19 protein-coding genes are annotated in these 22,788 nt (G+C 44.0%); 10 read left to right on the top strand and 9 right to left on the bottom strand.

Features of this window, described 5'->3' with window-relative positions; genetic code table 11:
* Nucleotides 1-134: 134 nt before the first annotated feature.
* A complete protein-coding gene (locus JCM16456_RS22485) occupies nucleotides 135-2,495 on the top strand; it encodes a Lon protease family protein (protein WP_068718687.1) in 2,361 nt (786 codons plus the stop codon).
* A 172-nt stretch (nucleotides 2,496-2,667) separates the two neighbouring features.
* On the top strand, nucleotides 2,668-3,909 hold the full coding sequence (locus JCM16456_RS22480; protein WP_068718685.1) for an MDR family MFS transporter: 1,242 nt from the start codon (nucleotides 2,668-2,670) through the stop codon (nucleotides 3,907-3,909).
* Between the two features lie 99 nt (nucleotides 3,910-4,008).
* On the opposite strand, the gene cfa is transcribed toward JCM16456_RS22480, so the two are convergent.
* The 3 genes from cfa to JCM16456_RS22465 all read right to left on the bottom strand — a co-directional run bounded on the left by cfa (nucleotide 4,009) and on the right by JCM16456_RS22465 (nucleotide 7,925).
* Nucleotides 4,009-5,178 carry a cyclopropane fatty acyl phospholipid synthase gene (gene cfa / locus JCM16456_RS22475; protein WP_068718684.1) on the bottom strand — a complete coding sequence of 390 codons (1,170 nt, stop codon included), beginning with the start codon at nucleotides 5,176-5,178 and terminating at the stop codon, nucleotides 4,009-4,011.
* A 232-nt stretch (nucleotides 5,179-5,410) separates the two neighbouring features.
* On the bottom strand, nucleotides 5,411-6,487 hold the full coding sequence (gene alr, locus JCM16456_RS22470; protein ID WP_068718681.1) for an alanine racemase: 1,077 nt from the start codon (nucleotides 6,485-6,487) through the stop codon (nucleotides 5,411-5,413).
* Nucleotides 6,488-6,548: 61 nt separating this feature from the next.
* On the bottom strand, nucleotides 6,549-7,925 hold the full coding sequence (locus tag JCM16456_RS22465) for an alanine/glycine:cation symporter family protein (protein ID WP_068718680.1): 1,377 nt from the start codon (nucleotides 7,923-7,925) through the stop codon (nucleotides 6,549-6,551).
* A gap of 1,007 nt (nucleotides 7,926-8,932) precedes the next feature.
* Between JCM16456_RS22465 and dgcN the strand changes: the two genes are divergently transcribed.
* From dgcN to JCM16456_RS22450, 3 genes are read left to right on the top strand one after another with little or no spacing between them, the layout of a single operon-like run.
* Complete coding sequence (gene dgcN, locus JCM16456_RS22460; protein ID WP_068718678.1) at nucleotides 8,933-9,937, top strand: N-acetyltransferase DgcN; 1,005 nt, start codon at nucleotides 8,933-8,935, stop codon at nucleotides 9,935-9,937.
* The gene (gene dgcA / locus JCM16456_RS22455; protein ID WP_068718676.1) at nucleotides 9,937-10,911 is read left to right on the top strand and encodes an N-acetyl-D-Glu racemase DgcA; all 975 of its coding nucleotides are present in this window, start codon (nucleotides 9,937-9,939) and stop codon (nucleotides 10,909-10,911) included. Before dgcN ends, dgcA begins: the two co-directional genes overlap by 1 nt.
* An 11-nt stretch (nucleotides 10,912-10,922) precedes the next feature.
* Nucleotides 10,923-11,780, top strand: coding sequence for a D-amino-acid transaminase (locus tag JCM16456_RS22450; RefSeq protein WP_068718674.1), 858 nt, complete (start codon nucleotides 10,923-10,925; stop codon nucleotides 11,778-11,780).
* A 70-nt stretch (nucleotides 11,781-11,850) separates the two neighbouring features.
* Here the strand turns inward: JCM16456_RS22450 and JCM16456_RS22445 are convergent, their stop codons facing one another.
* Nucleotides 11,851-12,954: a mechanosensitive ion channel family protein gene (locus JCM16456_RS22445; protein ID WP_068718672.1), complete on the bottom strand. Its 1,104-nt coding sequence runs from the start codon at nucleotides 12,952-12,954 to the stop codon at nucleotides 11,851-11,853.
* Between the two features lie 287 nt (nucleotides 12,955-13,241).
* Here JCM16456_RS22445 and JCM16456_RS22440 point away from each other — a divergent pair, with 287 nt between their 5' ends.
* Both JCM16456_RS22440 and JCM16456_RS22435 read left to right on the top strand, forming a co-directional pair.
* Entirely contained in the window at nucleotides 13,242-13,904 is a 663-nt protein-coding gene (locus JCM16456_RS22440) for a potassium channel family protein (protein ID WP_068718670.1), read from the top strand.
* Nucleotides 13,901-15,268, top strand: coding sequence for a TrkH family potassium uptake protein (locus JCM16456_RS22435; protein WP_068718668.1), 1,368 nt, complete (start codon nucleotides 13,901-13,903; stop codon nucleotides 15,266-15,268). Before JCM16456_RS22440 ends, JCM16456_RS22435 begins: the two co-directional genes overlap by 4 nt.
* Here the strand turns inward: JCM16456_RS22435 and JCM16456_RS22430 are convergent, their stop codons facing one another.
* Complete coding sequence (locus JCM16456_RS22430) at nucleotides 15,269-15,772, bottom strand: DUF2850 domain-containing protein (RefSeq protein WP_082712419.1); 504 nt, start codon at nucleotides 15,770-15,772, stop codon at nucleotides 15,269-15,271.
* A gap of 378 nt (nucleotides 15,773-16,150) precedes the next feature.
* Here JCM16456_RS22430 and ppnP point away from each other — a divergent pair, with 378 nt between their 5' ends.
* On the top strand, nucleotides 16,151-16,432 hold the full coding sequence (gene ppnP, locus JCM16456_RS22425) for a pyrimidine/purine nucleoside phosphorylase (protein WP_068718666.1): 282 nt from the start codon (nucleotides 16,151-16,153) through the stop codon (nucleotides 16,430-16,432).
* 137 nt (nucleotides 16,433-16,569) lie between these two features.
* Here ppnP and JCM16456_RS22420 read toward each other — a convergent pair whose 3' ends face one another.
* Nucleotides 16,570-17,418, bottom strand: a complete 849-nt coding sequence (locus JCM16456_RS22420; RefSeq protein ID WP_068718665.1) for a pirin family protein — start codon at nucleotides 17,416-17,418, stop codon at nucleotides 16,570-16,572.
* A 353-nt stretch (nucleotides 17,419-17,771) separates the two neighbouring features.
* Here JCM16456_RS22420 and JCM16456_RS23970 point away from each other — a divergent pair, with 353 nt between their 5' ends.
* Entirely contained in the window at nucleotides 17,772-18,083 is a 312-nt protein-coding gene (locus JCM16456_RS23970; RefSeq protein ID WP_156430630.1) for a hypothetical protein, read from the top strand.
* Here JCM16456_RS23970 and JCM16456_RS22415 read toward each other — a convergent pair.
* On the bottom strand, nucleotides 18,021-18,983 hold the full coding sequence (locus tag JCM16456_RS22415; protein ID WP_068718663.1) for a LysR substrate-binding domain-containing protein: 963 nt from the start codon (nucleotides 18,981-18,983) through the stop codon (nucleotides 18,021-18,023). The two genes, JCM16456_RS23970 and JCM16456_RS22415, sit on opposite strands and share 63 nt — an antisense overlap.
* Before the next feature lie 93 nt (nucleotides 18,984-19,076).
* Here JCM16456_RS22415 and JCM16456_RS22410 point away from each other — a divergent pair, with 93 nt between their 5' ends.
* A complete protein-coding gene (locus JCM16456_RS22410; protein WP_068718661.1) occupies nucleotides 19,077-19,994 on the top strand; it encodes a DMT family transporter in 918 nt (305 codons plus the stop codon).
* 11 nt (nucleotides 19,995-20,005) lie between these two features.
* Here the strand turns inward: JCM16456_RS22410 and JCM16456_RS22405 are convergent, their stop codons facing one another.
* On the bottom strand, nucleotides 20,006-20,611 hold the full coding sequence (locus JCM16456_RS22405; protein WP_068718660.1) for an alpha-ketoglutarate-dependent dioxygenase AlkB family protein: 606 nt from the start codon (nucleotides 20,609-20,611) through the stop codon (nucleotides 20,006-20,008).
* A gap of 560 nt (nucleotides 20,612-21,171) precedes the next feature.
* The gene (locus tag JCM16456_RS22395; protein WP_068718656.1) at nucleotides 21,172-22,701 is read right to left on the bottom strand and encodes a DUF3612 domain-containing protein; all 1,530 of its coding nucleotides are present in this window, start codon (nucleotides 22,699-22,701) and stop codon (nucleotides 21,172-21,174) included.
* Between the last annotated feature and the right edge of the window lie 87 nt (nucleotides 22,702-22,788).

The following is a 22,788-nucleotide window of genomic DNA, read 5'->3' as shown; positions in this document are numbered from 1 at the left end:
TATTGTTATAAGTGGCAAGTTGGTTGATTTTTGTTCACTTAAACTGGGGTAAGGGGTAAGTCACTAAATATTCGATGATTTCATTCTAGACTTAGGCTAAAACAATATTCATACCAATGAATGGAGGGGGAGTGATGGCGATTAAGACTCTAACCGCACAGGAGCTGTACAGGGTTGCAGACCTTGATGTGTTGCCATGTAAGTCAACAAAGGAATTGCCGCCTATCGATGAAATCGTCGGTCAAGAGCGTGCACAAAAAGCGGTCGAATTTGCCATGTCCATTCGGGAAAAAGGCTACAACATGTATGCCATTGGCCGAAACGGATTGGGCAAACGAACCATGATTCTCCGTTATTTAAACCGTCATCAACATAGCAGCGAAGCGCTGTTTGATTGGTGTTATGTGGCAAACTTTGAAGATATTCGTACGCCTAAAGTGCTCAAGTTGCCCAATGGTATTGGTGTTAAGCTACGCCAAGATATTGAAAAGTTGATGGCGCGTTTAGTCAAAGGGATTCCATTAGCCTTTGATAACGAAATTTATTATAGCCGTGCGGAAAAACTCAAAAATCAGTTAGCACAAAAGCAAGAAGTTGAATTGGAGAGCATCACACAAACGGCCAAAGAAAAAGGGGTGAACCTCACCATCACTTCACAAGGTGATTATCAATTTGTCGCGATGAATGGCGAGGAGATGCACACCGAAGAAACGTTTAATGCGCTGAGTAAAAAGGATCAAGAGTACTTTAGCGATACGATTGATGAACTCGAAGTTGCCCTGCGAAATATGGTGCGCCAACTGACCGAATGGGAAGAGGGGTATAGCGAGAAGATCAAAAAACTGAATGATGAAGTGACCATGGGAGTCATTGGTCATTTTATTAAACAATTGAAAAAGAACTACAGTAAATACCCTGAGATAAAAACGTATCTTACTGACTTACAGAAAGATATTGTCGAAAACGTGGATATCTTCTTGGAAGAAGATGGTGAGCAGGCCGAAGTGTCGACCGCCGCATTAGATAAGCGCTTACCCCGCCGTTATAAAGTGAATGTGTTGGTGAGTCGTCCTTCGGATGATCTGCCTATCGTGGTGGAAGAAAACCCGAACTATCACTCTTTATTTGGTTATATTGAAACAGCTACCTATAAAGGTACGGTATTTACCGACTTCTCGTTGATTCGTGCAGGTAGCTTGCACAAAGCCAATGGCGGCGTGCTGTTGATGGATGCGGTAAAAGTATTAGAGCAGCCTTATGTGTGGGACGGTTTGAAACGAGCACTGCGCTCACGCCAACTGAGTTTTACGTCCTTAGAAAAAGAGGTGACGTTAACAGGAACTGTGTCGCTGGATCCCGAACCGATACCACTCGATGTCAAAATCATCCTGTTTGGTGATTACCGCACTTACGAGCTGTTGACCCATTACGACCCTGAATTTGGCGAGCTATTCCGAGTTACGGCGGATTTTGAAGATGAAATGAAGCGGACGCCAGATTCTGAGCTGCACTATGCTCGCTTGATTTCAAGTATGGTGCACGACAACGGTTTGTTGCACTGCGACCGTAAGGCGATTGCGCGTATTATAGAGCACAGCTCGCGCATTACCGGTAGCCAAATGAAGCTGTCGCTGCATGCCGCGCACATCGCTAATTTGCTTCGAGAAGCAAATTATGTGGCTAAGCAAGCTAACTCCAATATGATTCGTCAAAGCCATGTCGATGAAGCATTACACAACCAAGAGCTACGAGTGAACCGTTTGCAAGAAAGCGTAATGGAAACCTTTTCAAATGGAACCACATTAATACGTACTGAAGGCGAAGCGGTGGGACAGGTCAACGCTTTATCGGTTTTGGCGACTAACGACTATTCGTTTGGTGCGCCTAACCGCATCACCGCGACCACCTCTTACGGTGATGGGGATATCATTGATATCGAGCGCAGTGTGGATTTGGGCGGTAGTATTCACTCGAAAGGGGTGATGATTCTTTCAGCTTATTTGAACTCTGTCTTTGGCCGCACCGCGCGCGTGCCGCTCACTACCACTATTACGTTTGAACAAAATTATGGTGGTGTGGATGGCGACAGTGCGAGTATGGCGGAATTTTGTGCCATCGTTTCTGCGTTCTCCAAACACCCGAACCGCCAAGATATTGCGATTACCGGTTCCATGAACCAATTTGGCGAGTCACAGCCGATTGGTGGCTTAAACGAGAAGATTGAAGGTTTCTTCAATGTCTGCCAGATCAAAGGTCGACACGATAAACAAGGGGTGATCATTCCTCGTTCGAACGTGCATAACTTGATGTTGCGTTCTGATATTGTCAAAGCCGTTGAGAAAGGCGAGTTCCACATCTGGGCAATCGACCATGTTACTGAGGCGATTGAAATTTTCACTGGCAAGCAGGCGGGAGTGGCGACTCAAGATGGTAGCTATCCTGTCGACACCATTTTTGGTTTGGCTCAGGCTAAATTGAACGCATTACGTAAGTAACGATATCAACCCAATGAAAAACCTGAGTAGTAACGCTACTCAGGTTTTTTTTCGGCCAAAAAAGGCCAAATTAGGGCCAGAAGTCTGCCTATCTTTGCCTAGGGCATTACGATATAGTGACTGTCCTCTTTCTTTTTCATTTTGTTACCGTAATGGTTTTCTCGGAGTTGTGATGGAACATGACGAATCCCTATTTCGCTGGGATCGCGTGCGGCGTTTTACCAGTCCTGTTTGGACGGTGTTGCTTGGCACTTTGTTAGTTAGAACCACCTATTTTATGGCGTGGCCATTTTTAATTGTGTTTTTGTATCAAGACTATCAAGCTGGGGCGGTATTTATCGGGGCGACGTTAGCGCTTTCTGCCACCGTTGGATCATTTACCGGTCTCTATGCGGGGTATCTTTCCGATCGTTTCGGTCGCAAGGTCGTGATGGTGGTAGGTGCATTGATTGCCATTTTCTCCTTTGGTGGTATCGGTTTGGCCAATCAGCTGTGGCAATTCACCTTGCTCGTGATTGGTACGGGTTTAATGCGCCCGATGATTGAAGCGCCAGCCAAGTCGGTTATCGGCGACAGTTTAGAAAATAAAAAGGATCGCGAATTAGCGCTGAACTTACGCTATTTCTTGATCAACTTTGGTGGGGCGATTGGACCTTTGATGGGAATCGGGTTAGCGTTAGCTCATCCACAGGTGCTGTTTTTGGCCACTGGGGCAAGCTACTTGATTTACTGTGTTGTACTGACGGTGTTTTTACCTTCTGGGCGTGTTTCTCAAACAAGTGACTCCGAGCTTCCCAACTTTGCTCAGACGTTACGAGTTATCTCAAAAGACAATTTGTTTATAAAAATGCTGGTGGCGAACTTCTTACTGATGTTTATCTATGGTCAGATCGAAAGTTCATTACCGCAAATCATTGTGCGCTCTGGGTTTGATGAGGCTGCGACTTGGGTATCTGGTTTGGTGTTGGTTAACACTGTCACTGTGATTATTTTTCAATTTCCCATGCTAAAGCTCATGGAGCGAACGTCTTTGTTTATGCGGACTCGAGTTGGAATGAGTTTGGTGGCACTCTCACAAATCGTGTTTTTGTTTGCCTCTCCTGAGTGGCCTGAAGGTTGGTATCTCGCTGCGTTTATTTTGGCTTTGGGGGAAGTGATTACTTTTCCAACTCTTGGGGTGCAGATTGACCGCTTAGCTCCGCCTCACTTACGTGGTAGCTATTTTGGTGCCGCAGCACTCTATTCATTAGGCTTTGCTGTAGCGCCTGTGGTCGGTGGTGTGTTGATTGCTTGGGGCGGTTCGGTGGTTCTATTTGGTTTGTGTTTTATTATGAGCATGGTCATGATGGGGTTGTATTGGCTTGCCGAGCACCAACCGGATTCAATGGTGCGTGATAACCCTGCGTCAGCTTAACATATTGAAGAGTTCAGAGTTTTTCAATGGCTTGATAACGATAAGGCTCACTTCACAGGGCCTTATCGTTTCTTTATTATACGAACGCGATTATCTGAACTAGATTTGGCGAACGTAAGTCGGCTGGCTGAGGTTTTCGTGACTGAGAACAAACTGCCACACATTGATGTTACGAGCGCGAAACGCACCGGCACAGCTCAATAGGTAGTAACGCCACATTCTTCTAAAACGTTCACCGTATTTTTCAGCTAACTCTGGCCATGCCTTATCAAAGTTTTCACACCACGCTACCAAGGTTTTATCGTAGCTTTCACCGATATTGTGCACATCTTCAATCACGAATTTGTTTTCTACCGCTTGGGCTAATTGAACAAATGAAGGACACACACCGTTAGGGAAGATGTATTTATCAATCCAAGGATCTGTTTTATCTGCAGATTCTTTTCCGCCAATAGTGTGTAACACAAACAGGCCATCATCTTTCAACATGCGTTTGGCACAGCGAAAATATTCGTCGTAATTACTTGGGCCAACATGCTCAATCATACCGACGGAGATGATACGGTCGTATTTCTCTTTAGGTTGATATTCGCGATAGTCCTGCAAAACAAAGGACACGGGTAGACGTTTGTCATCGGCAATTTGCTGACCTAACGCAGCTTGCTCATGAGATAGGGTAATACCATCACAAATCACGCCATATTTTTCAGCGGCGTAGTTCATGAAACTACCCCAGCCACAGCCGATATCCAGTACACGCATCCCCGGTTTTAAACCGGCTTTGCGGCAGATAAGGTCTAGTTTTGCTTCTTGAGCTTCGTCAAGGGTTTCAACATGGTGCCAGTAGCCACAGGTATAAGTCATGCGTTTATCAAGCATTTTTTGAAACAGGTCGTTCCCTAAATCGTAGTGAGATGATACATCTTCTTTGGCGCGGTTGATGCTCTGGGGATTAACAAAATCTCTAAGTTTGGCACCTGCAACATTGAGGCCTATTTTAAATTTGGCTTTGTTATCAAGATGAGCCTCTAAATCGTGACGTAATACGCGATTGATTAATTCATCAATCTGCTCGCATTCCCACATGCCGTCCATGTAACTTTCGCCTAATCCTAGTGAACCTTGCCTAAATACTCGGCTGTAAAAAGCGTTATCTAAGACTTTGACGTCCCAAGGACGAGAACCATTGATTTCAATATCAGTGTCTTTGAGTAAGTCCTCAAACAAGGACTGTAATCCATGCTGATCAATGGGGTTAGATAGTATCATCTGTGATCTCTCCATTTTCGTGCAATGTTCAAGCGATCAGGGAGAACAAAAGCTGTTCCTAAGGTCTCTGGTCGCTCATTTATCTAGCGAACATAAGGTCGGATTCAGAGGGCAAAGCTGTCTATTCGTTTCTGGGAAGAAGACAGGCAGTTTGAGAGTGGCGTGTATGACGATGCACGTAAGCATAGAGATAGGGAAAAATAGCCAGTATTTTTCCCTAGAAGAGTTGAGGTTAACGAATAAACCGTTTATTTACTCGTTTGGTTAACTTGATCATGAGTTCATAAGGAATGGTTCCGATATGAGCTGCAACAGTTTCTACTGGTAAGTTATTACCCCAAAACTCCACGTCATCTCCCACTTTGTCCTGGGCATTAGGACCTAAGTCAACGGTTATCATATCCATGGACACTCGGCCTGAGATAGGTACGATACGTCCATTTACGTACACAGGGGTTCCCTGTGGAGCGGTGCGCGGAAATCCGTCACCATAGCCCAGCGCGATAACACCGATGATAGTGTCGTGTTGAGCAGTCCAAGTTTGGCTGTAACCAACAGGTTGATTCGCTTGGTGTTGTCTTACCGCGATAAGCTTGGACTTCAATGTCATTACTGGTTGTAAACCGTGCTGGCGTCCAGTTTTACCTTCACAGGGTGAAACGCCATAGATGGCTATCCCGCCACGGCATACTTCAAAATAAGCATCATGCCAGAAAAGAATTCCGGCGGAATTAGCTAAGGATTTCGGACCAGCATATTGGCTTGTTGCCTTTTTAAAGAGGGCTATTTGTTGCAAAGTTGCGGGGGAATCGAGATCATCCGCGCAACTAAAGTGACTCATAAACCCAACGTTTCCGGCAATTTTTCCAGTTCGTTCAATTTTACTAACGTAGTCTGAAACTTCGTGAGGTTGGACACCAATACGGTGCATCCCAGTGTCGACTTTTAACCAAACTGAAATGGGTTTGGTTAACTGGGCATCTTCAAGATCGCGTAGCGTTTCCTGACAGTGGATTGCTGTATGTAACTCCAATTCGGCCGCAGTTTCAAGATCTTCTTTGCAGAAACATCCTTCCAAAAGGAGGATGGGTTGAGAAATTCCAGCTTCACGCAGTTCTACCGCTTCCTCAATTCTCGACACGGCAAACATGTCTGCTTGAGGGAGTGCTTTGGCTACTTCGACAGAATTGTGGCCATACGCATCCCCTTTTACTACTGCGATAAGTTTCTGATTTTCTAACCTATTTTTTAAATGGTCGTAGTTTTTTTGCAAGGCGGTTAAGTCAATGACGGCTTGTGCTGTAATCATAATCTTTCCTGATTTTTTATCGAAGTTAACCCTCCCCATTGATGAGGAGGATTCAACTTACTTAGTTATTTTCCATAGTGATCGCTTCCGCTTGGCGTTCGGAAGCAAAATAGCCTTTTGTCAGTTTAATCACCACCGGGCTAAGTACTGCTAGTGCAATTAAGTTTGGAATCGCCATCATTGCGTTAAGGGTGTCGCCAAGTAGCCAAACAAAGTCGAGTGACATGGTTGCGCCGACTGGCAGAGCGAGAACAAAAATAATGCGAAATGGCAGAACTGCTTTGTGGCCGAATAGATAGGTTGCACAGCGCTCCCCATAAACTGACCAACCGACGATGGTAGTGAAGGCAAAAATGGCCAGAGATATTGCCACTAAATAACCGCCAATACCGGGCAGAACGTGATCAAAAGCAGCAGAGGTTAACGCTGCACCTGACTCACCAGTAGTCCATTGACCGGTGATGATGATAACTAATCCAGTAATTGAGCAAATCAAAATGGTGTCAATAAACGTACCCAACATAGCAATCAGGCCTTGACGAACGGGGTCATCAGTATGAGCACTAGCATGAGCAATAGGAGCAGAACCTAAGCCAGCTTCGTTAGAAAACACACCGCGAGCCACGCCGTAACGAATTGCCATCCATACGGTTGCACCCGCGAAACCACCTTGAGCAGAAGATGGGCTGAACGCTTCTTCCAATACCGTACCAATGGCCGGCAAAATAGCGTTAGCATTTGAGATTAAAATGACCAAACCACAGAGGATGTATGCGACCGCCATAAAAGGAACCAAGGCTCCGGCAAAGGCGCCGATACGTTTAATGCCCCCAAGCAGCACTGCGCCTGCAAGTACCATGACCACAATTCCGACCACCAGTGGTGAAATAGAAAATGTTGTATCCAACACTTGAGCAATAGAGTTGATTTGTACACCATTACCAATACCAAAACAGGCGACAGTACCAAATAGGGCAAATAGGCTACCCAGCCATTTCCATTTGGCTCCCATGCCATTTTTGATGTAGTACATTGGGCCACCCACATAGGCCCCATTTTTGTCCTTTTCACGAAAGTGGACTGCAAGTACCGCTTCAGCAAATTTGGTTGCCATACCGAGTAAGGCGGTCATCCACATCCAGAAAAGTGCGCCAGGACCACCAATGAACACAGCGGTGGCTACGCCGGCAATATTGCCCGTACCAACGGTAGCAGAAAGTGCGGTCATCAATGCTTGAAAAGGAGGGATTTCCCCTTTCCCTTTCTCACTGGGTTGGCGTCCACTCCACATCAGTTTGAAAGCTCGACCAATGTTAAATAGCGGCATAAACTTCAATCCTAGGTTTAGAAAAATGCCGACACCTAAGATCATGACTAACATAGGAACACCCCATACTAAGCCATTAATTTTCCCTAATATCTCTTGAATCAGTTCCATCCTTGTCTCTCTCAATTGGTCCCTTATGTACTGAATGCATTCCTTAATTATCGCTAAATGTCATTACACGATTTTCCAGTCAATAGGAGTGTGTTTAGATTTTTCTTCTATACCCAAGTAACCTCAATAAGCCCATTTCTGCGCCCAATGACGTTGAAAGGGAATGACCATTCCTTCCATCATTGAGCTTGATCTGTGCTCGTTGATGAAGCTCTGAAGTCTGCCTCTTGAGGTCATTTGGGTATATTCGTTAGCAATATATAGACCAAAGATTAACATTTGTTACCAACCTAGCGTAGACGTCAGAATTACCCTAAAAAATAGAACGATATGCTGGTGATATAATCTGTTAAATAACCAATAGAAAACGAGCTTTGTTTTTATAAAAATCTTAAATGAAAATAAAAAACAAAATTTTAACCTGCTAATTTATCTAAATGTTAAAGGCTTATTTACGCACAAATAATAGGGTCAATACTCGCCTCTTGTTTGAGTGGGAAAGTGTGTTTTTATTCATTATTGCACTGTTTTGGGGCTAAATATCTGCATGATTAACTAAATTGGTGCATAAAATAGTGGTTTGATAATACGGTTCTTTTTCTCTAATTAAATTATTATGTGATCTATTTCAGATTTTTTATATTAATTTTGGCAAAATTAAGTTTGGATTAAATGACTATATCTAAGGTGATAGAACAAAATTATATAAAATTAAATATGGTTAGATTCTAACGGGATATTCTAAATATAAGTGTCAAATCTTTTATTATCATCTGAGGTTTGTTTATTTTTTAGCATATCTAATAAAAATGTGATCTGATTGTAAAACTACATAAATATGTAAATTTAAGTGGGTTTATTGCATGGTTATTCACTATGTTTTGATTTTATTGACTTAATTTCATCATTTACACAAATTTATTGTCATGTATTTTGCACTATAGAACTGAATGAAATGCAACATTAATCACCAGTACAATGACTGATTGCTCGATGGAGAGAGAAAGATGGAACTTAAACAACCTTATTTGCTATTTTTAGGCGACGCAGCCGATTCATTAGCCGCTAAAGTGGCTCAAGGAATAAAAACGTGGCGTCCAGAAGCGTGCATGGGCCAATTTCGTTTAGAAGGTTGTAATGCCGATATCGGTTTAGACGATATCAGTATTGATGCCGCTGCAAAAGCAGGCGCGAAAACGTTAGTTATTGGTGTGGCAAACCGTGGTGGCATTATTTCTAAAGAATGGGTCAGTGTTTTATTAGAAGCGCTTGATGCGGGTATGGATATTGCCGCTGGTTTACATAATCGTTTAAACGATATTCCGGAGTTAGTCGAAAGTGCCGCTCGTAATGGTTGCAAACTCTATGATGTTCGTTTCCCAACTCAAACATACCCAGTTGCTAGTGGTAAAAAACGCTCAGGTAAGCGTGTGTTAACGGTTGGTACTGACTGCTCGGTAGGTAAAATGTACACCTCTTTAGCGATTGAAAAAGAGCTGAAAGATCGTGGTGTTGATGCCGATTTTCGCGCAACCGGTCAAACAGGTATTTTGATCTCTGGTGCTGGCGTAAGTGCGGATGCCGTGGTCGCTGATTTTATCTCTGGTGCAATAGAAACTATTTCTCCAGCGAACGGTGATGGTCACTGGGATGTGATTGAAGGTCAAGGTTCTCTGTTCCATGCTTCATTTGCAGGTGTTACTACAGGCCTAATTCATGGCGCTCAAGCGGATGCATTGGTTCTTTGTCATGAGCCTACTCGTACCCATATGCGTGGTTTACCAGATTATGCTCTACCAGGTTTGAAAGAGTGTATGGAACGCAACATCGCCACAGCAAGTTTGACCAATCCCAAAGTGCAGTTTGTTGGGGTATCAATTAACACCTCTGCGCTTGAAGAAAAAGCGGCTTTGGAATACATGGATAAAGTCGAATCAGAACTTGGCTTACCTGTTGTTGACCCATTCCGCCAAGGTGTGGCTCGCATCGTTGATCGTTTATTGGAGTTGTAATGAAGGTCACTGTCACTACTGAGACTTGGCCAATCCGTGGGAGTTTTACTATCTCCCGCGGTTCAAAGACCAAGGCTGAAACCATCATTGTTCATCTTGAGCAGGGTGGATATCGTGGACGTGGCGAGTGTGTTCCTTACGCTCGCTATGGAGAATCGATTGCGAGTGTTATGACCCAAATTGAGTCGGTTATTCCCGCGCTTGAACAAGGTTTGACTCGTGATGCATTGCAAGATGCTCTGCCTTCGGGGGCTGCGCGTAATGCCGTGGATTGTGCCATGTGGGATCTTGAATGTAAGGCTTCTGGTCAGTCTATTTGGGATAAGGTTGCGGTGCAGCCAACGTCACTGACGACGGCATTTACCTTGTCTTTAGATACCCCGCAGAAGATGGAACAATCTGCCATTGAAAATGCATTTCGTCCATTACTTAAATTGAAGTTGGGTGGTCCTGAGGATTTAGAGCGAGTGCAAGCGGTACGACGCGGCGCGCCCAATGCGAAAATCATTTTGGATGCTAATGAAGCTTGGTCTGAAGACGTTTATGTCAAACTGATTCCTGAGCTAGTCAAACTTGATGTTGCTATGATCGAACAACCTTTCCCTGCCGATGGGGATGATGCGCTTGATCATTTAGAACGACCTATTCCTATCTGTGCTGACGAATCTTGTCATGATCGTGCCAGCCTCACCAAGGTGATTGGCCGCTATGACATGATCAATATCAAAACGGATAAAACCGGTGGGTTAACTGAGGCTTTAGCGCTTAAGAGTGAGGCGCAACAAGCTGGGTTACATATCATGGTCGGTTGCATGTTGTCTTCATCATTAAGCATGGCACCCGCGTTTGTTGCCGCTCAAGGCGTTGAGGTGGTTGATCTTGATGGTCCTTTGCTGTTAAGCGCGGATATCGATGATGGATTTGAATTTGAACAAAATACGATGATGCCTTTTGCAACAACGTTGTGGGGCTAGGAGAAAAAACGATGGAACGTACAGTTTATTTAAATGGTGAGTACATCGCCGAATCCGAAGCAAAGATTTCGATCTTTGACCGTGGCTTTCTGTTTGCTGACGCTGTTTATGAAGTGACAGCCGTTCTTGACGGAAAATTGATTGATAATGCTGGTCACTTAGCGCGTTTAGAACGCTCATGTAAAGAACTTGGACTTAAACTTCCAGTCACCGGTGGAGAGTTAACCGCCATTCAAAAGACCTTGGTTGAAAAAAACGCGTTAGTTGAAGGGGGAATTTATCTGCAATTGACTCGTGGTGATGAAGGGGACCGTGATTTCTCGTTTAGTGACAGTATAGAGCCTACCTTAGTTCTGTTCACGCAAGCCCGCTCATTGATTAAAAGTGCGAAAACGGAAACAGGTATTCGCGTTATCTCCATTGATGATATTCGCTGGCGTCGTCGTGACATTAAAACCACACAACTTCTCCCTGCGTGTCTGGCTAAACATATGGCTCATGCAGCCAATGCCGACGATGTTTGGTTGATTGAAGATGGCTTTGTGACGGAAGGTGGTTCAAGCAACGCGTACATCGTTACCGAAGATAACACCATTGTTACACGACCTCTTAGCAATGATATTTTGCACGGCATTACTCGTGCTTCATTGATGAAGTTGGCGAATGATTTTGATTTTAAAATTGAAGAGCGCTACTTCACCATCGAAGAGGCCTATGCTGCTAAAGAGGCGTTCATCAGCTCTGCCACTACCTTTATCTGGCCAGTGGTCGCCATCGACGACAAAGCGATTGGTAACGGCAAGCCAGGTCCATTGGCGCTAAAACTGCGTGATATCTACATTAATACTGCACTGGAATTGGCTGAATAACGATTTATCTTTCAACACTGCCTGCAAAAAAGCCCTCCACATTGTGTGGAGGGCTTTTTATTCATGGCCGTTACTTTGCAGCCGGTTGTGCTGCTTGAGATAATATCGCATCCGTTTGAGTCGGTTCGATGAACAATGTCCGAGTTGGGAACGCGATGTCTGCATCATTGTTACGGATGATCTCGACAATCTTCAGTAAAACGTCTTGTTTTACCTCATGATATCGAATCCAGTTAACGGTTTTAGTGAATGTATAAATAAAGAAATCGAGCGAAGATGGACCAAACGCATTGAAGTTAACAATTAATGTCTGGTGATTATCAATTTCCGGGTGATTTTCCAGCATCTCTTTCACCTGCGCAATAATGGTATCCATTTTGGTGCTATCTTCATACCGTAAACCAATGGTTTCATTAATTCGTCGATTAAGCATGCGTGATGGGTTTTCAACAATGATGTTGCTGAATACGGAGTTTGGTACGTAAAGTGGTCGTTTATCGAAAGTACGGATGATGGTCATACGCCATCCGATACGCTCGACAGTGCCTTCGATTTGGCGGTCTGGAGAGCGAATCCATTCCCCGACTTTGAATGGGCGGTCAAAATAGATCATCATGCCGCCAAAGAAGTTAGATAACAGGTCTTTTGCCGCAAGACCCACAATCAAACCACCGACACCACCGAAGGTTAGTAAACCAGAAAGGCTTAAACCGAATGCTTGCATAAAGGAAAGTAGGCCAATAACAACAAAGAAGGTTCGAGCTACTTTCGCCACCGCTTGCACTGTGGTTTCGTCACGTTTTTTGTCTTTAAGAAATTGGCGCTCAATTTCGGTAACGAGACGAATCAAGATCCAAACACAGATCGAAATCACCATTAATAATTTAAGCTGGGCAAGCCAGTTAAACTGTGTTTTAAAGTTATCTTCAAGCAATAGGCCCACAGAAATAGTGGCTGGCCAGCACCAGATTAATGTACTCACTGGTGTTTTTAATGCGTGTAATAGCAAGTCATCCCAGTGAAAACTGGTACGTTCAGACAGAGAGAGTAATTTGGTGTAAGTGAAGCGCCATAACCCCCAAGCGACCAAGCTTGCTAATGTAATCAAAACAACGCTGTTATCCCAATCTTTAAGGTAGGGTGAGTCTTTTAGCAGTTGAATAAATTCGTTCATATATCCTATTACTGTGTATCAATTATGCAGTTCAAAAGTAACAGAAATCAGTGTTGTTAACCACCAATAACCACCCTTGTTTAACGGGGGCGAATTAGTTGGAGGAGTGGTGTTATTCAACGGTAACGCATGACGATAATATAGACATATGGGAATTTGTTCGGCTTAATATACCTCAATATGCTGTTTCAGCGAGAATGTATTCGCTCATAGGCAAGGCACCGATTTGAATACCTAGTTATTCTACGTAGAAAATAACAGACACAATAACAATATTAAGGCTTAGTATGAAATTTAGAGATAAACAGTTCGCGGTGGTTGGGTTAGGTCGTTTTGGTCTATCTGTATGTCAGGAATTAGTCGATTCAGGTGCGCAGGTACTTGCTATCGATGTTGATGAAGAAAAAGTAAAAGTGGCAGCCAACATTGCTACGCAGGCAATCGTTGCTAATTGTACCAGTGAAGAAACCGTCGCTGAGCTTAAATTAAATGAATACGATATGGTGATGGTTTCGATTGGTGAAAATGTGAATTCTTCAATGTTAGCCACGCTTGTCATTAAAGATTTAGGGGCTAAGTCGGTTTGGGTTAAAGCCAATGATAAAGCACATGTAAAGATCTTACAGAAAATTGGCGCCGACCATATCATCATGCCTGAGCGTGATATGGGAGTCCGTGTTGCCCGCAAAATGCTGGACAAGCGTGTGTTGGAATTTCAAGAGTTAGGCAGTGGACTCGCCATGACTGAAATCGTGATTGGCTCAAAACTGATGGGGAAAAAGATTGCGGATTTGCCCTTTGCTGAGCGAGAGGGTGTGCTTATTTTAGGTTTTAAGCGCGGAGCGCATGTTCATCCGACACCAGATCTGGACATTGAATTAGAAATTGGTGACATGCTCATTGTGGTTGGTCCTCAGTTGACTCTGACCAAGGGGCTAAAATCACTATGATGTATCAACCACAAGGTGGTCGGTTCTTCAATTATCAGAACAAGAAACACAATAATAAGGGTAATGAACCTCGAGTTATCTTTATCACTTTTCTTTTGGTGCTGTTACCAGCAGCATTTTTACTGACTTTACCTATCTTTTCTGTCAATGGATTAAGTCTTATTGATGCTCTGTTCACGGCAACGTCGGCCATCAGTGTTACAGGGCTTGGTGTGGTTGATACCGGACAACATTTTACTCGCGCTGGACAAGTATTGCTGCTGCTTTTAATGCAAGTAGGTGGTTTAGGGCAGATGACGCTTTCGGCCGTTCTGTTGTATCTATTTGGCGTAAGGTTAAGCTTGCAACAGCAAGCGTTAGCAAAAGAAGCATTGGGCCAAGAGCGCGGGATCAATCTGAGATCATTGGTTAAGAAAATCATGACCTTTGCTTTGCTCACTGAATTGTTGGGAATGGCGCTGCTTGCTTGGCGATGGGTTCCCCAATTAGGGTGGGGAGAAGGGCTGTTTTTGGCTCTGTTTCATGCAGTGTCGGCATTTAACAATGCTGGTTTTTCCCTATTTTCAAATAGCTTAACTGGTTATGTGGGCGATCCTCTTGTTATCATTACGTTATCGGGATTGTTTATTCTTGGTGGGCTTGGTTTTACCGTGATTGGTGATGTGTGGGCAAATGGTATAAAAGGCTGGCATCGATTACATCTCCACAGCAAAATTATGCTGACGGCGACACCCACGTTACTCGCGGTCGGTACATTACTGTTCTATCTTCTCGAACGTCATAACCCCCAAACCTTAGCCCCTCTTTCTACTTCATCTCAATGGCTGGCGGCTTTTTTCCAATCAGCAAGCGCGCGTACTGCCGGTTTTAACAGTGTTGATATTGGTGCATTTACCCAGCCAGCATTACTGATTATGATTTTATTGATGCTGATAGGTGCAGGCTCAACATCGACTGGCGGCGGGATAAAAGTATCCACCTTTATGGTGGCATTGGTTGCTACATGGAGCTTTTTACGCCAAAAACCTCACGTAGTTATGTTTCGCCGTACGGTCAGTTGGCCTACGGTCACTAAGGCACTGGCAATCATTGTTGTGAGTGGTGCTATTTTGACCCTAGCGATGTTTTTGTTGATGATAACGGAACAAGCGACGTTCGCTCAGGTGGTGTTTGAAACCATTTCGGCGTTTGCGACGGTAGGGCTTACCGCTGGGTTAACGGCTCAATTAAGTGAACCTGGAAAGTGTATTATTATTGTGGTGATGATAGTGGGACGTTTAGGACCTTTGACTTTGGCCTATATGTTGGCTCGTCCTGAGCCAACCTTATTGAAATATCCAGAGGATAACGTGTTAACTGGCTAATTACTTGCCTTCTTTGAAGTGTTCCGACAGCATTAGACGTCGGTCCTGTGAGCCGTTAGAGGCTGCTGTTGCTTCAACTTTGTGTTCATAACCATGTTTAACCAAGGTCTGAGAAGGTAAACTCGGTTTAACTCGTTTTAATTGTGGTGCCGTTTCGCCACCGGTGAGTTCGTATTTAGTGACACCATCACCAGTAGAAATAGAAACGGTACTGCCATTGAACTCAAAAGTGGTGCTTATCAGGTGATTGTTGCGATAAACGCCTTTTTCTGACAATCGCAAAATATCTGTTTGGTATGTTGGAGTACCAACTTCGATCCACTTACCATACACGTTACTTGGATTTATGTAGGCTTTATAAGCATCGTAGCCATAAACGCCGGAGACCACCAAAATAACGAAGGAAATAGAGAAAAACACAGCTTTAAAAATTTTCTCATTTAGCAATATGTTGCTCATACGAACGGCTCTCAAGGTTTGATTGCGGTTACTTGATACTGACATTCAATGTTCTCCCCTCGTTATTGTGACACAGTGCCTCGGGTGACACGATGTGACGCAAGAGTGAGGAAAGGGTGTTTTTTAATCAAATGTAAAGTGCAAAAACTAGACCGATAGCTCATTTATCATGTGTTGCTATTCGCACAATGGCATATTGAGTGGTTACTTTTGAACCACTTATGGTCAGTATAGAGAGTATGACGAAGTCTTGCGACCAATTTGGGGATAGAGTAGAGAAATTAGCCAGTTAGTATTATATGCTGTGACTTGCTACGCCTTTTTGTGGGCTTAGGTCACTCTTTTGACTGAGTTGACCATTTTGCTGAGTTGAAATGGTTTCACGCATGTGATTTATTCAATTGCAAACAAGGAAGAAAACAAATGATCGAGGAAAATAGCTATTTTGATGGTACCGTTAAATCACTGGGTTTTGAACAGGAAGGTAATGCCGTTACAGTGGGTGTGATGCTTGCTGGTGAATACACTTTTTCAACTGGTGCTCCTGAACGAATGACGGTGGTCAATGGTCAGATAGTGGTAAAGCGCGAAGGCGAAACAGTGTGGCACACTTTTAACAATGGTGACTTATTTGAAGTCGCGGGTAACTCATCTTTTGAGCTTACAGTGAGTGTTAACACTGCTTATTTGTGTGAATACCTTTAAGATTTATCACATTAAAAAAATCCACACCGCAATGCGGTGTGGTTGAAACAAACAAATGGCATGGATGTTTTACGTTTCAAATCCGACCAAGGCCAGAAAAAGCAGTGAATGGGTCCTATACCCAAATGCTGTAAACCCTAATAGGTTTCAAAGACGCCATTGTTGAAGTCGTTAATCGCTTGTTCGATCTCTTGTACGCTATTCATCACAAATGGACCATAATGCACAACAGGTTCGTTGATCGGCTGACCGTTAAAAATCAGTACACCACTACTATCGTTTGCGACCAATTGCAGTAATTCACCTTTCGTCATGACGGCCATTTCACCTTGCCTTACCGCTTTATCTCGTATTTCGATGTTGCCTTGGTAGACATAAACCATGGTGTTATCAGTTGAACGTGTGGTGATTTCTATTTCTTGACCTGCCGTTGAACGCCAATCGGCGACCATGGCTGGTACGCCTGTTTGAGTGAGCGGCCCAGTTAATGTCTGTTCTTTGAGATTTAAATTTCCCGCCAAAACACGAACCAAACCGATTGATTCATCACGAAGTTCTGTGATCGTTTCTGGCTGATAGTCGTGATAACGAGCAGGAATCATTTTGTCTTTTGCTGGCTGATTGATCCAAATTTGGAAACCAAGCAACTGGCCATCTTGCATAATTGGCATTTCGCTGTGAATCACACCACGGCCTGCAGCCATCCACTGAGCGCCACCGCTACGTAATTCGCCTATGTTTCCCATATGGTCTCGATGCTGAAAGTGACCTTGAATCATATAGGTTAAGGTTTCGATACCACGGTGAGGGTGGGGAGGAAAACCACCAACATAGTCAGCGCGTTGATCTGATTTCAATTCATCTACCATTAAAAATGGAGATAGAGCAGCGTTATTGAATCCAGCAATACGGCGAATTTTCACTCCGTCTCCATCCGATGTTGGTTGGGCAGGAATCAATTGGCGTATCTCTCGTAATGTGGTCATAACAAACTCTCCTAATGGATTTTCGACTATTTTAGAGTTGGCTTATGGAAATGATGAGGGGGGCGAATTGAGAAACATATTCGAAAAATTCGAACTAGATAGCTGTTTCTAATTATGCTCTGGCTCTGATAGTTAGGCAGTTGCTGACAAGCTGCTCCTCTTTGCCAAGGATGACAAAGAGGAGGTTTTATTCCTGCCGTCATTGAGCTTGACCTGTGCTCGTTGATGAAGCTCTGAAGGTCATTTGGGTATATTTAGGTGTTATACCCAAGTCACTATCGGGGGCTGCTTCCAGATTGTTTGTCGTAACAGTGTATATACTTAAACTGTGTCCCAGAGAGTGGGAGGTCCAAATGCCAATCATTCATGACAAAACGCCACCGCCCCATGGTTATGATCCGAGTGAAGACTTCACTAAGGAGCAACTGCACCGTTACACCGAAAAGGCGAACGAGGCCGAGCGAAAACAGGAGCTACAGCATGAGTTGAATATGCTGGAGGAGAAGCGGCTTAAACGCCTTAGCTTGCTGCGTCGCGCCAAACTTATTGCTTTACGTCGTGCTCGGCGTGCACGCAATCCCGCTTCTCCATTAAAACGTTTCTTATTGTGGTTTAGTGTGTTCTGCTTGCTTTGTATTGGTTTTGTTTACATGCTCAAGCCCTAATGAGGTTGGAGTGTTAAATTCAGCTCTCAGCCAATGACGCAGCGTTAACACGCTTTCCTGTTTGAGCTTGTCGACTGAGCAAGCAAAGAAAAAGCGTTGAGTTGGGTGTGGAACTTCTTGGCCTAACGTAACCAATAAGCCCTGCTCTAAGCTCTCTTTTACAAAAATCTTATGGGTAACAAATAGTCCCAGTTTACGGTAAGCCGCTTGCACTGCTTGTGCTGACGAGGTGAATGATAAATTATTTTGCCGTTGGGGCTGAGGTAATTGGTGAGCTTGGCACCATACCTTCCAGTCGTTAATTCGCCTTGAGCTGGTTGCCATAATGATGGGGTGCTGAAGAATGATGTTAGCTAAATCGATAGGGTCACCAGTTGGTACCAGTTCTGGATGACACACAAGCACGAGTTGATCATCGCCTAATTCTTCACAGTAATAATCTTGCCATTCATCCTTAATACCATGAATCAGTGCCACATCTACCCCCTCAGCTTCTAGGGAAAAAGGTCCCGATAAATTTGAGATACGGATATCAAGTGATGGCGCGATTTGTTGAAATTTTGGTACGCGTGGAATCCACCAATGTAACGCTAATGATGTAATCATATTTAGAGTTAAACGGTGATTGGTTGGCTTGCGTAACATCGACTCTGTCGCTTCAACAATATGCTCTAACGATGGGCCAATTTTTTTGTAGTATCGATAACCCGCATGGTTTAACTCTACATTACGCCCAATTCTGTTGAACAGCGGTTGGTCTAACTGTGTTTCAATGGATTTGATCGCCTGGCTAACGGCTGAATGACTGACATTAAGTACTTTTGCCGCTTCAGTCATGCTGCCTGTTTCGGCAACCGCCACAAAAGTGTACAAAGATTTTAGAGGAAGTAGTTTGCGCATTGGTAAGTTTTTCTTACAAGACCGTTTAATATTACTCGTTATTTTTCTAGCATAGCACTTCTTATAATCGGTGACATGAAATAAGGAGTCACCATGCCAACACAAGTTTTTGCCATCGCGTTCATGCTTTGCTCAACATTAAGTTTGTCTTTATCTGGGTTAATGACCAAATACCTTTCAGACAGCTTTGCAACGCAGCAATTGGCTTTCTTGCGTTTTGCTCTGCCTGGGGTATTGCTGATGGTTGTGATGATGGTGACGCGTTTCCGTCTACCGGTGAAAGCCATGCGTAAAGCGCTCTTTTTACGCTCCCTATGTATGGCAGGGTGTCAGCTCTGTTTTATTTACTCACTGCAGACCTTAAGTTTGGTGGAAAGTGTCGTCTTGTTTAGTACTGGACCACTTTTCATTCCTTTGTTAGAAAAACTGTTTTTTCATGTTCAGCTCAAAGTCATTACTTTAATCAGTCTAGTGATTACCTTTAGTGGGGTAATGTTACTGGCTGGTGATGTGTCTGGCATTCATTGGCGTCCAGAATTGGCTATTGGCGTTCTTGCGGGGCTCTTTAATGCCGGCTCGCAACTTTGCCTTTATCGTGTGACTAAAAGTGATATGCGCAATACGGAGCTGAACGCGTGGAGTTTTGTGATGGCAGCACTAGCGCTAACCCCTTTCCTCATGACATCCCCTTTTTCGTTTTCCCCAGCAGGTAGCTTAACGGGTCACGATGTCTTGATGGGAATTGCAGTGTTTGCCATCGCCCTTCTTGTCATCAATACCCAACTGTTTCGAGCTAAAGCGTATCGAATCGCGGAGTCTGGTTCGCAATTGGCACCATTAATCTTTACCAATTTGATGTTCTCTGCATTGTGGCAAACGCTGTTCTTCGATGTTCAGTATTCGAATGCGCAGCGTCTTGGATTGACACTCATTGTTGCCTCAACGGTGTTTGTTGGGTTTGGACCTAAGTTAGTTCAATCGCTGCAAGCGATGCGACTGCGCCATGCTTGATGAGTCGCTCCTCATCCCTTGACGTAACGAAACGTCAGATTAATGCGAGGCTCTTTAGGTCTCGCTGTTTTGGGAACACAGTGTTGCCAAAAGTGTTGTAACTCGCCGCCCATGATCAAAAGTGATCCGGAATTGAGTTCGTATTCCAACTTAGATTTACAATGTAAATGTCTTAACAAAAAACGACGTGACTCTCCTAACGATAGAGAAGCAATAACCGGATTTTTACCCAGTTCCGTTTCGTTGTCTTGATGCCAACCCATCGAATCTTGCCCATCGCGATACAAATTAATTAAAACAGAATTAAATTCTTGCTCAGCAATGACTTCGCAGGCTTGTTTAATTGGGAGGAGAGCTGGTAACCAAGGTGTCGGGGGAAGTGTCAGCCCCGAATAGTGATATCCCTTATCACCATACCAAGTTTGTAGACGAGGTTGCTTAACGGATTTGCCAAACAAAGTAATTGATTCCTGTTTCCAAGGTACATTACTCATGAGCTGATTCAACAACACATTGGCTTCGCCTGGTGTAAGGAAACTGGGATCCCATAATAGTTTACCGTTAAGAACGTCTTGCCAAGCAGGAGCGTTTGGGTCAAAAAGCGAAAGTTGGTCCATAGGCGTCTCCAGATGAATCTGTTAAGCGATGTCGATGTGATTGGTATTACTTTAATTACAAAGCAACTTAATCACAAAGCAACGCTTAGGGAATGTTGTATTGAAAATTTGATGTGTTGCGCAAAAATGCTTTGCGTTTTGAAACTGAATTCGCATTTTGCAAATGCAATACTCCACCTGATGCGTATTTTATCAGCAGAAATTACCTATTTAGTGTTATAAAAACCATAAAATATGCCATTTTAAAAGTTGGCACGCTACCTGCATATATGACAGTGACCCTTCTTAAGCCGAGGGTCACCTAGCCAACTGACGTTGTTAGTGGACCAAATTTGTTCACAAATATCTACAGCCAACCACTTTAATTGTGATTGGCTTTTTTTTGTCTGTATGTTGAGAAGCCCAGCATCTGTTGGCCTATGAGCAACAAAAAGAGGCTATTTAATACCGTAGCCTGTTTAAAACCATAGTCTGTTTAAAACCATAGCCCGCTCGTTTATTACGTCTCTGTACTATTTCTCTTTTCGTTACCTATACCAGCTATACGATTGCCTCTTAGCTCATTCTGATTTGGAATCTTGGCAGTTTGAATAGCAGCTCGGATTTCTTGGGCACACCGCACCTCGTGAACAAATCAAATGCGCTTCGGTTTCAATTCCTCGCTCAATCCAATTGATATTCAGTATCTTTGCAATGGTTTTAAGATCGCGCTTTATCGGTAGAGGAATTGCAGTGGAGCCGCCTTGGTTAACACATGAGGCTTTCAATTGCTCAGCGATAGTGATGGCATCTCCGCCCTGAGCCTCAATGGCTGGGTTGAGATCGATACCGGCACATAACACACGATTATTGCCAGCAGCATCAGTCATATTCACCGATTCACAGCAATAGATGCGTGGTTCATTACCAACGTGAAGAATTGAAATCTGCGCTGAGCTTCCTGACTGTGGGTGGGCTAAGCGACGGAAGACTGCCCAGTGTTGGCAAGGGTCGTTAACGGTGCGCATATTACCCCATGGTAGTGGAATGCCGTTACCACGGTAGACGGCTTTCAGTTTTCCTTCACCATACGCATCGAAATAGTGCCAGTGTGGGTAGGGAGAAACGACCGTCATGCGGCGCATGGCCACCGATGGAGAAACTCCGGCCTTTTTATGCACATCTATCTCGTATCCATTACGGTCCAGTAATTGGCGAAATGGCACCTTAGGGCATAATAGCGCGCCAGCAAAAAAGCTCGATTCGAAATCTCGCCAAGCTTGTAAAATGTCTTGTGAGTTCAATTCAGATGAACCGGCTGGAGTCGTTTCCTCTTCCCAACGATTCGTGTGGCCAACGGTTAAGACACTTTTTAAACCGTCTTTGGTATGTAGTATGTTATGACCGATGTAGACGGCTAGGTCGTATTTTAGCCGAGTGGGGTAGTCTTTTAACATCTCATTGAGATAAACATGACCAGGCGGTTCAAAAAACGAGGTGACCAACTGTTTGGCACTGATGCCCATCTCATCCACTACCTGCTTGGGTGTGCGTTTTATCCAGTGAACCGTGAGCCCTACCTGATTGGCTAAGTCGAGTAGGTCTTGAACATCTAGATTAAGTCGTTTTTTCCCAATATCTTCGGCTGCGCGCTCTAAATCGGGAAAATGATTCTGCAAACTTTCTTGATGAGCCCGGATAAGTAAATGGGCGAATTGGCGACCTGTGATCCCCGTTTGTGACAACATTTCTGGAATCGCTATTTGCAAAATATCCCGCGAGAACAGAAAGCTGGGTTCCAGCGCCATACCACTGATACCACCGCGATTGCCTTTATCCGGGGTGAGTTCATCCTGATCGGGTTCGTCATCCAAAAACCAAGTTAGTGGCTTTTGAAATACTTCAGCGATCACTTCCAGCATCTCGGCACTTGGCACCCGTTTACCACGTTCAATCATGGATAAGTAGGAAACAGAAGGTGCATTCTCTGGGTTGATCCGAATGCAACGGGCAGAGAGATCTTCCATGGTGAGATGGTTACGTTTGCGCAAATTACGTACTTTAGTTCCCAAAAAATGGGACTGTCGAATAAGACTTTTTGACACGGCCATTTGTAAAATTCACAGTGTAAAATTTTTGTTGTGAAATTGTAGTGATAAATCTATTACTCTTCCAAGTAGGCCGAGTCACAAAACCGA

This window comes from Vibrio tritonius, assembly GCF_001547935.1.
GTDB lineage: Bacteria > Pseudomonadota > Gammaproteobacteria > Enterobacterales > Vibrionaceae > Vibrio > Vibrio tritonius.
Note: the sequence above shows the minus strand (reverse complement) of the source record. Positions and strands in the feature narration are given on the sequence as shown.

What these genes read in the sequence shown, in the direction of transcription:
- JCM16456_RS22485 (WP_068718687.1), top strand. Translation starts at nt 135, where the DNA reads ATGGCGATTAAGACTCTAACCGCACAGGAGCTGTACAGGGTTGCAGAC.
- JCM16456_RS22480 (WP_068718685.1), top strand. Translation starts at nt 2,668, where the DNA reads ATGGAACATGACGAATCCCTATTTCGCTGGGATCGCGTGCGGCGTTTT.
- cfa (WP_068718684.1), bottom strand. Translation starts at nt 5,178, where the DNA reads ATGATACTATCTAACCCCATTGATCAGCATGGATTACAGTCCTTGTTT.
- alr (WP_068718681.1), bottom strand. Translation starts at nt 6,487, where the DNA reads ATGATTACAGCACAAGCCGTCATTGACTTAACCGCCTTGCAAAAAAAC.
- JCM16456_RS22465 (WP_068718680.1), bottom strand. Translation starts at nt 7,925, where the DNA reads ATGGAACTGATTCAAGAGATATTAGGGAAAATTAATGGCTTAGTATGG.
- dgcN (WP_068718678.1), top strand. Translation starts at nt 8,933, where the DNA reads ATGGAACTTAAACAACCTTATTTGCTATTTTTAGGCGACGCAGCCGAT.
- dgcA (WP_068718676.1), top strand. Translation starts at nt 9,937, where the DNA reads ATGAAGGTCACTGTCACTACTGAGACTTGGCCAATCCGTGGGAGTTTT.
- JCM16456_RS22450 (WP_068718674.1), top strand. Translation starts at nt 10,923, where the DNA reads ATGGAACGTACAGTTTATTTAAATGGTGAGTACATCGCCGAATCCGAA.
- JCM16456_RS22445 (WP_068718672.1), bottom strand. Translation starts at nt 12,954, where the DNA reads ATGAACGAATTTATTCAACTGCTAAAAGACTCACCCTACCTTAAAGAT.
- JCM16456_RS22440 (WP_068718670.1), top strand. Translation starts at nt 13,242, where the DNA reads ATGAAATTTAGAGATAAACAGTTCGCGGTGGTTGGGTTAGGTCGTTTT.
- JCM16456_RS22435 (WP_068718668.1), top strand. Translation starts at nt 13,901, where the DNA reads ATGATGTATCAACCACAAGGTGGTCGGTTCTTCAATTATCAGAACAAG.
- JCM16456_RS22430 (WP_082712419.1), bottom strand. Translation starts at nt 15,772, where the DNA reads ATGTCAGTATCAAGTAACCGCAATCAAACCTTGAGAGCCGTTCGTATG.
- ppnP (WP_068718666.1), top strand. Translation starts at nt 16,151, where the DNA reads ATGATCGAGGAAAATAGCTATTTTGATGGTACCGTTAAATCACTGGGT.
- JCM16456_RS22420 (WP_068718665.1), bottom strand. Translation starts at nt 17,418, where the DNA reads ATGACCACATTACGAGAGATACGCCAATTGATTCCTGCCCAACCAACA.
- JCM16456_RS23970 (WP_156430630.1), top strand. Translation starts at nt 17,772, where the DNA reads ATGCCAATCATTCATGACAAAACGCCACCGCCCCATGGTTATGATCCG.
- JCM16456_RS22415 (WP_068718663.1), bottom strand. Translation starts at nt 18,983, where the DNA reads ATGCGCAAACTACTTCCTCTAAAATCTTTGTACACTTTTGTGGCGGTT.
- JCM16456_RS22410 (WP_068718661.1), top strand. Translation starts at nt 19,077, where the DNA reads ATGCCAACACAAGTTTTTGCCATCGCGTTCATGCTTTGCTCAACATTA.
- JCM16456_RS22405 (WP_068718660.1), bottom strand. Translation starts at nt 20,611, where the DNA reads ATGGACCAACTTTCGCTTTTTGACCCAAACGCTCCTGCTTGGCAAGAC.
- JCM16456_RS22395 (WP_068718656.1), bottom strand. Translation starts at nt 22,701, where the DNA reads ATGGCCGTGTCAAAAAGTCTTATTCGACAGTCCCATTTTTTGGGAACT.